12 protein-coding genes, 1 tRNA gene and 1 pseudogene are annotated in these 12,608 nt (G+C 37.5%); 11 read left to right on the forward strand and 3 right to left on the reverse strand.

Going from position 1 to position 12,608, the window contains the following annotated elements; all coding sequences use genetic code 11:
• Positions 1-91: 91 nt before the first annotated feature.
• The 4 genes from plsX to ACFIMC_RS01690 all read left to right on the forward strand — a co-directional run bounded on the left by plsX (position 92) and on the right by ACFIMC_RS01690 (position 3,278).
• The gene (plsX, locus tag ACFIMC_RS01675; protein ID WP_375651249.1) at positions 92-1,162 is read left to right on the forward strand and encodes a phosphate acyltransferase PlsX; all 1,071 of its coding nucleotides are present in this window, start codon (positions 92-94) and stop codon (positions 1,160-1,162) included.
• A gap of 49 nt (positions 1,163-1,211) precedes the next feature.
• Positions 1,212-2,186 (forward strand): beta-ketoacyl-ACP synthase III, encoded by a 975-nt coding sequence (locus ACFIMC_RS01680; RefSeq protein ID WP_375611575.1) that lies wholly within the window; start codon positions 1,212-1,214, stop codon positions 2,184-2,186.
• 77 nt (positions 2,187-2,263) lie between these two features.
• Positions 2,264-2,578 carry an integration host factor subunit alpha gene (locus ACFIMC_RS01685; protein WP_375611576.1) on the forward strand — a complete coding sequence of 105 codons (315 nt, stop codon included), beginning with the start codon at positions 2,264-2,266 and terminating at the stop codon, positions 2,576-2,578.
• A 196-nt stretch (positions 2,579-2,774) separates the two neighbouring features.
• Positions 2,775-3,278 carry a MerR family transcriptional regulator gene (locus ACFIMC_RS01690; RefSeq protein ID WP_375607116.1) on the forward strand — a complete coding sequence of 168 codons (504 nt, stop codon included), beginning with the start codon at positions 2,775-2,777 and terminating at the stop codon, positions 3,276-3,278.
• A gap of 1,048 nt (positions 3,279-4,326) precedes the next feature.
• Here ACFIMC_RS01690 and thrS read toward each other — a convergent pair.
• The 3 genes from thrS to ACFIMC_RS01705 form a co-directional block, all read right to left on the reverse strand.
• On the reverse strand, positions 4,327-6,303 hold the full coding sequence (gene thrS, locus ACFIMC_RS01695) for a threonine--tRNA ligase (RefSeq protein WP_375613056.1): 1,977 nt from the start codon (positions 6,301-6,303) through the stop codon (positions 4,327-4,329).
• A gap of 111 nt (positions 6,304-6,414) precedes the next feature.
• The gene (gene yidD, locus ACFIMC_RS01700; RefSeq protein WP_375607118.1) at positions 6,415-6,765 is read right to left on the reverse strand and encodes a membrane protein insertion efficiency factor YidD; all 351 of its coding nucleotides are present in this window, start codon (positions 6,763-6,765) and stop codon (positions 6,415-6,417) included.
• The gene (locus ACFIMC_RS01705) at positions 6,766-7,194 is read right to left on the reverse strand and encodes an iron-sulfur cluster assembly scaffold protein (protein ID WP_375611578.1); all 429 of its coding nucleotides are present in this window, start codon (positions 7,192-7,194) and stop codon (positions 6,766-6,768) included. It abuts the gene before it with no gap.
• 125 nt (positions 7,195-7,319) lie between these two features.
• Here ACFIMC_RS01705 and folE point away from each other — a divergent pair, with 125 nt between their 5' ends.
• The 7 genes and pseudogenes from folE to ACFIMC_RS01740 form a co-directional block, all read left to right on the forward strand.
• Positions 7,320-7,931 carry a GTP cyclohydrolase I FolE gene (gene folE / locus ACFIMC_RS01710; RefSeq protein ID WP_375613055.1) on the forward strand — a complete coding sequence of 204 codons (612 nt, stop codon included), beginning with the start codon at positions 7,320-7,322 and terminating at the stop codon, positions 7,929-7,931.
• Positions 7,932-8,068: 137 nt separating this feature from the next.
• Positions 8,069-8,153, forward strand: a tRNA-Leu gene (locus tag ACFIMC_RS01715).
• Between the two features lie 193 nt (positions 8,154-8,346).
• On the forward strand, positions 8,347-9,519 hold the full coding sequence (locus ACFIMC_RS01720; RefSeq protein ID WP_375613054.1) for an alpha/beta hydrolase: 1,173 nt from the start codon (positions 8,347-8,349) through the stop codon (positions 9,517-9,519).
• Positions 9,520-9,656: 137 nt separating this feature from the next.
• Positions 9,657-10,163: a hypothetical protein gene (locus ACFIMC_RS01725; RefSeq protein ID WP_015856440.1), complete on the forward strand. Its 507-nt coding sequence runs from the start codon at positions 9,657-9,659 to the stop codon at positions 10,161-10,163.
• A 345-nt stretch (positions 10,164-10,508) separates the two neighbouring features.
• Positions 10,509-11,381: a hypothetical protein gene (locus tag ACFIMC_RS01730; RefSeq protein WP_375668387.1), complete on the forward strand. Its 873-nt coding sequence runs from the start codon at positions 10,509-10,511 to the stop codon at positions 11,379-11,381.
• A complete protein-coding gene (locus ACFIMC_RS01735) occupies positions 11,341-11,673 on the forward strand; it encodes a hypothetical protein (RefSeq protein WP_375681030.1) in 333 nt (110 codons plus the stop codon). Before ACFIMC_RS01730 ends, ACFIMC_RS01735 begins: the two co-directional genes overlap by 41 nt.
• A pseudogene (locus tag ACFIMC_RS01740) lies at positions 11,625-12,608 on the forward strand (filamentous hemagglutinin); the annotation flags it as partial. The gene ACFIMC_RS01735 and the pseudogene ACFIMC_RS01740, both read left to right, overlap by 49 nt.

Below are 12,608 nucleotides of genomic sequence, written 5' to 3' on the forward strand. Positions count from 1 at the left end.
TTTTCGCAAGATGTGCTGTGTGAGTATTCAGGAGCCAAAAATCATAATATGTATTTAAAGATGTAAATGAAAAGATGTGGGATATGCAAGCGTGATTAGAATTTCTGTGGATGTCATGGGCGGTGATTACGGTCCAGAAGCAGCTATTGCAGGAGCAGCAATTGTACAAAAATATTTATCAAATATTTATTTTCTATTTTATGGAGTAGAGGAGGCTGTTCGTCCGGTTTTAAAAAAATATCCCTGTTTGGATTCTGTATCGCGCTTTTGCCCTACAGAAAGTTATACACGCATGGATGAAAAGCCAAGCCAAGCACTTCGTAATGGACGTGGTAAATCATCAATGTGGTACGCCATTGAAGCGGTAAAAAATGGTGAAGCTGATGCTTGCATTTCTGCTGGTAATACGGGTGCACTCATGGCCATGTCTTATTTTTGTTTGAAAATGCTTGCAGAGGCTGAACGTCCTGGTATTGCGGGTATCTGGCCAACACTGCGCAGTGAGAGTATTGTTTTAGATATTGGAGCAACAATTGGTGCCTCTGCTAGTCAGTTGGTTGATTTGGCGGTTATGGGAGCAGGTATGTTTCGCGCTTTATATCACACTGAAAGACCAAGTGTTGGGCTTTTAAATGTGGGGGTAGAAGAGGTTAAAGGACTTTATGAAATAAAAAAAGCAGGAATGATATTGCGTGAAGTGCAATTAGAAGGATTGGAATATAAAGGATTTGTTGAGGGCAATGACATTGGAAAAGGAACAGTCGATGTTGTTGTAACAGAGGGGTTTTCTGGTAATATTGCTTTAAAAACCGCAGAAGGAACCGCGCGACAGATAGGAGAGATTTTAAACTCTGCAATGCGCAGTTCTTTTTTAACATCTCTTGGTTATTTTTTATCGCGGGGTGCTTTTCGTATACTGAAACATAAAATGGATCCTGATAGGGTGAATGGAGGAGTGCTTTTAGGTTTGAATGGTGTTGTTATAAAAAGTCATGGCAGTGCTAATGCTAATGGCTTTGCTTCTGCTATCCGCGTTGGTTATGAGATGGTTAATAACGGACTTTTACAAAAAATAACGGCTGATTTACGGCGATTTCATGAAAATAAAGAAACACTTTTTGACCAAGAAGATGAAGCAGTGATGAATGGAGAGTCCTTATGATAAGCTCTTATAATAGAAATGAAAAATTTGAAGAAAAGGTAAGAGCTGAATGATTCGGTCAATTATACGTGGTGTAGGAAGTGCTTTGCCGAAAAGAAGTTTATCAAATGAAGAGATTGCAAAGTTTGTTGAAACGTCAGATTCATGGATTGTTCAGCGTACAGGAATACGCCAACGTTATATTGCCAGTGAAAATGAAACAACTGTTTCTTTAGGAGTTGAGGCTGCGCAAGCAGCACTTACAAATGCTGGTTTAACAATAAAAGACATCGATTGTATTATTTTAGCAACGTCCACCCCGAATCGTACTTTTCCTGCTTCTGCTGTTGAAATTCAGCATGCTTTGGGAATGAGCCATGGATTTGCTTTTGATATTCAAGCTGTTTGCTCTGGTTTTATTTTTGCTTTAACAACAGGAGATTCTTATTTACGGTGTGGGGGAGCTAAAAGAATTTTAGTTATTGGATCCGATACATTTTCTCGAATTTTAGATTGGGAAGATCGTACGACATGTGTATTGTTTGGTGATGGTGCTGGTGCTGTTATTTTGGAAGCACTAGAAACTGAGGGGGGTATTGCTTTTGAGCGTGGTATATTGTCTGCGAAATTGCGTTCTAATGGTGCTTATATAGATAAGCTATATGTTGATGGTGGACCTTCAACAACACAAACGACAGGCTATTTGCGTATGGAAGGACGAGAAGTTTTTAAATATGCTGTTGGTATGATAACGGATGTGGTTGATGATTGTTTTGCAGCTGCAGGTATGGATTCTTCACAACTAGATTGGTTTGTACCTCATCAGGCTAATAAGCGCATTATTGAAGCATCTGCTAAAAAGCTGGGAATTTCACTAGATAAAGTTGTGATTACCGTTGATCAACATGGTAATACGTCTGCTGCATCAGTTCCGTTGGCTTTAACAACAGCTGTTTGCGATGGAAAAATAAAAGAAGGAGATCTTATCATGTTAGAAGCCATGGGAGGTGGATTTACATGGGGAGCAATTCTTATTCGTTGGTAAATTATGGCTACTTGACCATATTTCAAGAAAACGTATAAGTCATTTTGTAATTTTTAATATTTTAATAGGTGGTTATAATGACAAGTAAGACAGTAACGCGTGCAGATTTAGCGAGCGTAGTTTGTAAAAGAGTGGGCTTGTCACATACTGAATCAGCAGCTTTAGTCGAATTGGTTTTGGATGAGATTTGCAACTCACTTATAAGAGGTGAAGCGGTTAAATTATCTTCTTTTGCAACTTTTCAGGTTCGCAGTAAAAATGAACGTGTTGGACGCAATCCAAAAACAGGTGTTGAAGCACCGATTCCGCCGCGACGTGTTGTGACGTTTAAGGCTGCCAATGTCCTTAAACAGAGAATTTTAGATTCGCATCGTGCAAAACAGAAAAAATGATATCTCATAAATAAATGCCATGGTATGTTTGGTATTTGTTAAAGAAATGTATAAAATAAGGGTCTTTATTTTTTAGAAAAAGACTGGTGAGTAAGGTATCAATGATGGTCTTATTTTTGACTAATCTTGTTGAGAAATTGAGACAGAATGAGTCATTGTGAAGTAATTTATTTTGTTTTAAATAAGGTGTTACAAAATGGATAAAAGCTCTGATGCTTTTCGCACAATTAGCGAAGTAGCGGAGTTATTGGAGCTTCCGCAGCATGTCTTAAGATTTTGGGAAACACGTTTTAGGCAGATTAAACCAATGAAACGTGGGGGAGGAAGGCGCTATTATCGTCCGGTCGATGTTGATTTGCTCAATGGTATTAAGCAGTTACTATATGATCAGGGTTATACGATAAAAGGTGTGCAACGCCTTTTGAAAGAAAATGGTGTTGCTTTTGTGACTGCATTGGGTAATGGTGATCTTGATGCTATGAATGTGGTCATAGAGAAGAAACATGCAGGACAAACTTCTGAAAATGCTAGCAATAAGCCTAAGAAATCTTCTTTTGGGCTTTTGAGTTTCATGAGAAATGAGGGAGAAACATCTGTCGGTTCTGTGAATCTTTACAAAGATAAAACTGATAAAGCATTGTTACAAGAAATTCTGTTTGAACTCATTGAATGTAAGCGTGTTCTTGATAGAGCACGATAATAATATTTTTTTATTTTATATGTGTTTTGTAGATATTTAGATGTTTTATGGATGTGCCCAGAATTTTATACGTTCAGCGAGTAGTCATATATCGTATGTGTATATTTAACGAGTTTTTTATAAGAGTTTTTCATTTGGTAAAACATGAAGAAGAGAAAGAATAAACGCTGAGTTTTGCCATTTTTTTTGATTTGGCTTTATAAAAATTAAGGCAATATCTCATCAGTGTAGATTGCGGGATGTAGAATGCCATTAGCTTACCAATTCATGTGCTTGTTTTAAAGAGATGTTTCTTAAGGCTTCTTAATCTTATTTTATCATAATGCCTCGTGAATGATTAATGGTAAACTCGTTGAGTACCGCTATTTTTATACTTATGAAGGTTCAAGTCGGCATCATCATTATAATTATAGCCTGTTCTCAATGACTGCAACAATTCTTAGCACTTTAGGCGGTTCATTGTAGGCATTTTAAAAGTCCTTTCTCAATAATTTTTATCCACGCACTCATTCCGCTTGTTTCGTGCAAGCAAATGATTTTGATAGATTCAACATAAACATATTAAAAATAAGAGAAGCCTATGATATTCGAAACCTTATTTAATATGAATAACGATATATTATCATTATAAATCAATATATTGTCCTTTTTATAAGGGCTTATCTTACGAATAAGAAATATCATTGTTCAGCTAATTTTACATATTTTTTATTAATAAATATAATCTTGTTTTCAGTTTTCTTGCTTGATGTTTCTATAATTATTGTAATGATCTATCCATGATAATAGCAGAATTTTTTCATTATAAAGGTAAAAGATTAATGTTATTATTAATATTCAATTGTCTATGATTTTTGCATTTAAACAGCTCATAGCTTATATTCAACTTTTTCACCAATCCACCTTGTAGAGAAAGAGCACGTTATTCTTTCTGGTGACAGGTCATTGTGCATGAAACAAAAACACACTACAATATCAAATTATTTCATTTTGTACAAAAACTGAAAATTTATAGTAAAAAATTAACGTATTACCATCTTCCGTGATATTATGCATTTATTACACGTTGCAAATCTGGAGGTGTTGCTTCATTTGAGAGTTGTTTAATCACATCTTCTACAGATAAAAGGGTTTGATTTGTACTTCCTAAGCGGCGCATATTTACGCTGTTTGTTTCAGCTTCACGTTTGCCACATACCAAAATTACGGGGACTTTTTGTAAAGAATGTTCTCGTATTTTATAGTTAATTTTTTCATTGCGGAGATCTATTGTTGCGGAAAGCCCAACAGCTTTAAGTTTTGCTGTTATTTTTTGGGCATATTCATTTGCTTCGGATGTAATTGTTGCAACAACAATTTGTTCAGGAGCAAGCCAAAGTGGCATATGTCCAGCAAAATTTTCAATTAATATACCAAGAAAACGCTCCATTGATCCAAAAATAGCACGGTGGATCATAACAGGTTGACGTTTTTCTGAATCTTTATCAATATAGAATGCACCAAAACGTTCAGGGAGATTAAAGTCTATTTGTGTTGTTCCACATTGCCATTCACGACCGATAGCATCCTTTAATGTATATTCAAATTTTGGACCATAAAATGCTCCTTCACCTGGAAGGATGCTTGTTTTGATTTGTCCTGCAAATTTTGTTTCAATCGTTTTAAGGACGGATTCCATGATACTTTCTGCATGATCCCATAATGCATCAGATCCAACTCGTTTTTCTGGACGGGTTGAAAGCTTAAGACTAATTTCTTTAAAACCAAAATCGGCATAAGTTGATAAAATAAGATCATTAATACTGAGACATTCATCGGCTAATTGTTCATCAGTACAAAAAATATGCGCATCATCTTGTGTAAAACCACGCACACGCATAAGACCATGTAAAGAGCCTGAAGGCTCATAACGATGAACAAGTCCAAATTCAGCAAGTCTAATAGGCAAATCACGATAAGATTTTAAACCATGTTTAAAAATTTGCACATGACCAGGGCAGTTCATTGGTTTAAGGGCATAAACATTCCCATGATCTGAATCTTCTTCTGCTGAAATTACTTTGAACATATTCTCCTTATACCAACCCCAATGGCCAGATATTTCCCAGAGTGACCTATCGAGAACTTGTGGTGCATTAACTTCAGCATATTGATGATCATCAAGGCGTCTACGCATATAGCTGATCAAATTTTGGAACATTTTCCAACCTTTTTTGTGCCAAAAAATCATTCCTGGCCCTTCTTCTTGAAAGTGAAATAAGTCCATTTCACGTCCCAAGCGGCGATGATCACGTTTTTCAGCTTCTTCTAGCATATGGAGGTAGGCTTTTAAGTCATTTTCATTTGCAAATGCTGTTCCATAAATTCTCGTGAGCATTGGATTATTGGCATCGCCACGCCAATAAGCTCCTGCAACTTTCATTAATTTGAAAGCATTCCCAATTTGCCCTGTAGATTGCATGTGCGGTCCGCGACAAAGATCAAACCACTCCCCTTGATAATAGATTTTTAAATCTTGATTTTCAGGAATGCTATCAATAAGTTCAACTTTATAAAATTCCTTTTTCTCAGAAAAAACTTTTCTTGCTTTTTCACGAGACCAAATTTCTTTTCTAAAAGGTTTATTGCGTTGGATAATTTCACGCATTTTCTTTTCAATGACGGTGAGATCATCTAATGTGAAAGGTTGTTGGCGTGCAAAATCATAATAGAATCCGTTCTCAATGACAGGACCTATTGTTACTTGCGTTTCAGGAAAGAGCTCTTGCACTGCTTCAGCAAGGACATGGGCGCAATCATGCCTTATGAGCTCAAGAGCGCGTGAATCTTCTCGGGTAATAATCTCTACTTGACCAGATTGTCCCAATGGATCCGATAAGTCTCGCGTGATACTATCAAGACTATAGGCGACTGCTTTTTTTGCAAGTGATTTAGAAATAGATTCTGCTAATTCCAAGCCTGTCATTTCGGCGGGGTAATTACGTTTTGAACCATCGGGAAAAAAAAGAGAAATAGAGCAAGACATAAAAACACCCTTTTAATCCAATTCCGCTAACGATTGCGGATGGTTTCGTGAAAATTGAGTAAAAAGCTTATAGACTAATTTTTTATCAATACATGTGAAAAAAGAAAAGGATTATTTGTTGTGTTTGTCAGAAATTTTCCAGTAACGCCAAGGTTTATAAAAACAGCAAGAATTTCCAAGCGATGGAGGGACTGGATCAAAGCCATCTGTTCCAAAGGGCCCACAACGCATGATACGAAAGAGTCCCATCCATGCACCAGCCCAAAGCCCATGGCGTGCAATCGCTTCATATGTATATTCTGAACAAGTCGGGGCATGGCGACATTGATTGCCTATAAGGCTCGAAAGTGTTATTTGATAGAACCGTATTAAGAAAATACCCAATAATCGTCCGGGTGTTTTTTGCCAAGTGCCTGTGTAATTCCGAGTCAACTTTTTTTGTCTAGATTGTGATTTGAACATTTATTTTTCTTCAATTTTTTGAATGCAGTCTATCGTTGCATCAAAGGGTAGTAGTGTTGCTGCATGGCGCACTTTATAGTCTTTAATGGGCTGTAAGCAAGAAAAATCCTCAAATGGAGCTTGAGGAGAAGGACCATTTTGCGTTAGCATTTGGTAGATAACTTCACGCAATATTTTAAGATCTTGAGTTGTTTGTCCGATGATATGAGATGCTAAAAGTGAAGCTGAAGCTTGCCCTAGCACACATGCATGTATTTCGTGAGCAAAATCGGTAATAATACTATTTTCCACTTTTAAATCTACAGTGATTGTCGAACCACAAAGGTGTGCATGTTTTCTTGATGTTGCATCAGGATTATTAAGACGCCCAATTTTGCCTATATGTGCAGCATATTTAAGTATTTTATCATTATAGATAGTATCAATCATGCGCTATTGCCTGAAATTTTGAAAGTCGTGATTGTTTAAACTTTTAATTCGCTTATATAGAGATTATACAAAATGAGATAGGTATGGAGCAAATGCTTTGTATAGAGTAAGCTTGGAGTTTTTGAATGCGTAATGTTGTTAAAGAAGACGCAAATTTATCTGAAAAAAAGCGTCCGAGTATTGAAAAGGTGGAAGAAGCGATTCGTACATTACTCTTATGGATAGGGGAAAATCCAAATAGAGAAGGGCTTTTAGATACTCCAAAACGTATAGCCAAGGCATATCGCGAGCTTTTTAATGGTTATAGTCAATCGGTTAAAGAAACCTTAGGTACAGTTTTTGAAGAGGTTTCAGGATACAATGAAGCCGTAATCGTAAAGAATATACCTTTTTATTCACACTGTGAGCATCACATGATCCCAATTATTGGGAAAGCACATATAGCATATCTTCCTAATGCAAAAATTGTTGGTCTTTCAAAAATTGTACGTGTTGTAGATATTTTTTCTCGTCGTTTACAAACTCAAGAAGCTATGACAGCGCAAGTGGCTCACGCGTTAAAAACGTATCTGAAGCCTCATGGTGTAGCAGTATTGATTGAGGCTGAGCACATGTGTATGGCTATGAGAGGAATCCAAAAACAGGGCTCTACAACAATTACAAAAAACTTTCATGGTTATTATGAAAAAGATCAAGCGGCACAAGCACATTTTATGATGATGGTTCAAAGGTCATAGTAAAGCCCATATTTCTCGTAATCTTTATTAAGTTATAAAGCATCCGGATAAAATAAATTATGAGAAAAAGAAAATTGGCTTGTACCTTTCTTTATGATTTGTTAAAGGCTAAAAACCAAGATTTTTTCTTTCCACGTGCGGTCGTGGCGGAATTGGTAGACGCGCAGCGTTGAGGTCGCTGTGGGGCAACCCGTGGAAGTTCGAGTCTTCTCGACCGCACCAGTTAGCAGTGAGTCTCTCCATAATGAGATGAAGTTATGTTAGAGAGAGGGGATTTATAGGCATTATAGAAAAATCTTTTTTGTATGTTATTTGTTGGTGTGTTGCAAATAATGTTTCGTTTTTTATTACTTTATCTATGCATTTGAAATGTTATATTTTTATAAGGTGGGGTGAAGTTGCAGTGAGAAGTATAATGATTCTGAGATATTTAACACTTCTTATTTGTATTTCTTTATTATCAGCGTGTAGTGATTCACGTGCTGTACTTTGGCATGGGGTGCATGCAACACCTTCTATGACTGCCGTAGAAAGGGAAGTTGAAGGGAAACCAGTTTCTCCAAAAGCCATCGTTCCAGTGTATGTTGCAACAAGTCGTATGATGCAAAATAATTACGCTCAACCTTATGGTGCAGAGCGATCAAATAAAGTTCATTATAATCGCGTTGACGTAGGAATTCCTCAGCAACATGTAAAGGGAGTTGTTGAAATAAATGCCTATAAACCTACGCATGATAAGTATTTTGCAGCAGTAGCATTGCAAAAATACGATAATAAAGAACAGTTTAAACAGCAATTAAATGCTGCTTTAGCAAAAAAGCCAAAAGGAAAAAGAGAAATTTTTCTTTTTATCCATGGGTATAATAATAATTTTGCAGATGGTACATTTCGTACAGCACAGTTTACACACGATTATTCTTTAAATGTTGTCGCTGTGCATTATTCTTGGCCTTCGGCCGGATCAGTTCCTCTTTATATTTATGATCGTGACAGTGCTAATTTTGCCCGTGACGGATTGATAGAGCTTTTAACACTTATTAGTGAAACCAATGCTGATCAAATTTCGGTTATTGCACATTCTATGGGCAATTTTGTTATAATGGAAGCATTTAGAACGTTAGCGTTACAGGGAAAATATAAGCCTATTCGTCGTATTACAAGTTTATTAATGGCTGCACCAGATATTGATGTTGATGTATTTGAGCGCCAACTTAATGATATAAAAAAACTTCCGCAGCCAACCGCTATTTTAGTATCCAGAGCGGATAAAGCTCTTGCGGTTTCAGGACGTCTTACGGGTGGACATCATCGTGTGGGCGATGGCTCAGATATTGAAATGTTGCGTAAAAATGGAATAGCTGTTCTTGATTTTTCTCATGTGGATGGGGGAGCACACAATGTCTTTGCATCTTCGCCAACGTTGATGGCTCTTTCTCGAGAAGGTTCTTTGGCTTCCACAATTATGCAAGGTACAGAATTGTCACCTAGTCAAGCCCTTCTTGCTGATGGTAGTAGTGTGTTGGAAAAAACAACACATCTTATCCTTTATACACCTGTACGTTTTCTCTCTCCACGGATTCCACGTTGATCGTGAAAAGAGAGAAGGGGCTCCATCGAATAATGTATTGGAGGTAATATTTTTTAGCACTTTCTTTAGAATGGTCTTGTAAAATGAAAAATAAATAGCGGGATGAATATAAAAAACAGTCATTAGGTGAGTTTGTGATGATTGCACGGAAACGCTATGTTAATACGCCTACAGTTGTTGATTATTTGTCTCATTCCGCAATTAAGTTATTAGACATTCATGCTATGCTTGTGAAGGTGAGAAAAGGTGATATGGGGGAAAAACCAAATTTATTGCGTCAAATTGATTCTACAAAAAAACAGTTAGATGAGATAAGCCATGCTCTTATTTTAGAATATCGTAAACGCCAAGAAAATGAGCGTTTTTTAAAACAAATTCTGCTATCCATTTCTGATCAACTTTTTGCACTTAATAATGGTTTTAAGGAAACAGGACGTCTTTTTTTTCAAGAAGTTAGAATACTTCAATCTCAGATGCAATGTTTATATGAGGGAAAGGAGAGGCTGCATTTGTTGAATAGCCAAGAATCTTTTTGTTCTCCGTCAAAGATTGATGAAGTCATTAAACAGTTACAAAAAGCACGAGAAAAGCTTATTCTTGAAAGCCCACATCTCTTTGAAAAAAGCACAAAAGCTAAACAATAAAAGTTCTTTAGTTGAGCAGATAGATAATTTGAATTTTACAGCAAAAACGCTGTTAGATAGAAGGCTATAACCTTTTTAAAGAAAAGAATTTGCTTTAATAAATGAAACACATGTATTTTATAATCACACTCTTTATCGCATTAAAGCTTTAGAAGACTTTGGTTATATCTTTGCTAAAGTTAAGGCTTATGTTAAGTTGAGCTTTCAAATGCTTCGCACAGGAGAGCCGCTTACGAATAATTTTAAAGTGTTATCTTTATTGGCTGGCTGCTCAGTAAAAAAATTCAGAAGGCATTAGATCTTTTATTAGAAACTGGACATATCATTTGTTTAGAAGATGGTCGGTTGTGGAACCCAGATGTTGAATTAGAATTAAATGATAGCAAAGAGAAATCAGAAGCAGCAACAAAAGCAGCTCATTCTAGATGGCATAAAACAAAAGGTAAAAATGACAATAATCATATAAAAGAAAACGCATATGCGGATTGCATGCAGAGCGCATACGATGCGCATAGTGTTGCGCAATGCGAACGCAATGCCATTAACAATAACATTAACATATATAAAAAAAATAAAACTAACGTTTTATTAAAAAAAGAAATTGATTTTGAAGATTTAGAAACAATCGATTTGGTTGACGAGCCAATCGAGTGTGATGTTGAAAGCCAATCAGAGCAAACCAACCAATCAATCATTCACGAGCAAGAAAGCGTTCCTAAGAAAGCCAAGCGAAGTAAGGGGAAAAAAGAACTTGGAAGCGTACCAGAAGATTTTGAACCTGATTTGCAATACGCAATCGATAAAGGCTTAACGCAGGATGAGGCGTTATTAGAATTCGAAAGATTTAAACTTCATTGGAAAGCCAACCCATGTCGAAATGCAAACAATCGCGATTGGCAAAGTGCTTGGTGTGGTTGGATTATTAACCAAAATGGAACGCTAGCCAAGAAATTAGAACAGGAGAAACGATATGCAAACGAACGCTATAAGCTCTCAACAAACAATTTCATAAACAGCCTTTCACAAAGCTTCAGTACACTCAAATCAGCAATCACCACTAGCGATTCTTATGGATCAGAATGCAGCAGAGATACAGAGGCTATCAGTTCATTTGCAAGCACTTGCCAAGAGAGTGGACCGGAGTGTGTATCCTCCAACCTCTATGCATGGAAAGCCGTTGACGCTGGAGGAGAAAGCGCAAGTTTTGCAAGACTGTAATCGCTTACAAGCACTGCTTTCACGGAAAGTTACGGTTGAACATATCGAGGCGGCTGCTTATTTGCTTTCTGGTCTAAAAATACCGGCAAATATAGACCTGAATGTTATCGCTTTGAACTATAGCATAGCCTTATCAGATGCTTCAGAATACGCTCTAAAGCAGGCTGTTAAGGATATCATATGCGGAAAAGCAAAGGGCTTGTCGAAAAACCTTTATGCTAACAGGAGCAGAGCTTGCAGAGTGATGCTTATTTTGAATATCGTCTGGTGGGTGAGCAAATCTTTGAACTGACAGGCAATCGCACTCTTCTTGATGTTGAAGATCCCAATGCTCAAATGCAAAGGCTCTATGACAATGCTGTGGAGCAGCAAGATCCCTTGGGGTTAGTGCTAGGCAAGCCCTTAACGCCTCAGCAAATTGCTGGGATCAAAAAGGATATGATCTGGCTTGAGACCCACCTTGTCGACGGACAAGAGGTCTTGGTACCCCACGTTTATTTGGCACCAAACACTTCTTTAGCACAAGATGTTTATGGGGCAAAAACGCAGCAAGGAAACCTTGCCAGTGCACGTTTGAAAGGCAATGGCGTCACTATAGAGACGGACCGTCTTACCAATAGTGGCACCATATCAAGTAATGGTGCATTGCATGTTTCGACTATGCAAACTTTGTTTAATGATGGTGGTTTTTTGCTTGGCAGCGGTGCTGTAGATCTCAGCAGTGGCGATCTTTTAGCCAACTCTTCAGGGGTTATTCTGGGGGATATCATCACCCTCAATGCGAAGACAATCATTGATGGTACTGCAAAAATCCGTGACACGAATGAATATGGTTTTGTTGATCGCAGTGGGCAGCAGGCTCAAATCATTTCTATACAGGATTTAAACATTCACTCCCTTGGCGATTTAAGCATGACTGGTGGCCAATGGAGCAGTGGCGGTCCGATGACGGTGATTGTCGATGGTTCTGCTACGTTTGGTTCATTAGTGCTAGAGAGTGACCATAAGGAGACATTGGAAAAAGGGCATTATAACGCCCAAAGCAGTGAGCACCGTTTGACAGAAGTCAACAGTGATGGAGATTTGACCATTGTCACAGGTGGTGAACTTAACCTTGGGGGAAAGTTTAAAGCCAAGGGCAATGGGGATTTCACCAGTGGTGGCGCTCTCAACGCGATTTCAGAGCAAGATTTTAACAGTTTTGATTTGGATCTGAGGGGCAAAGAA

Source organism: Bartonella sp. AP21QHHD (assembly GCF_042196205.1).
GTDB lineage: Bacteria > Pseudomonadota > Alphaproteobacteria > Rhizobiales > Rhizobiaceae > Bartonella.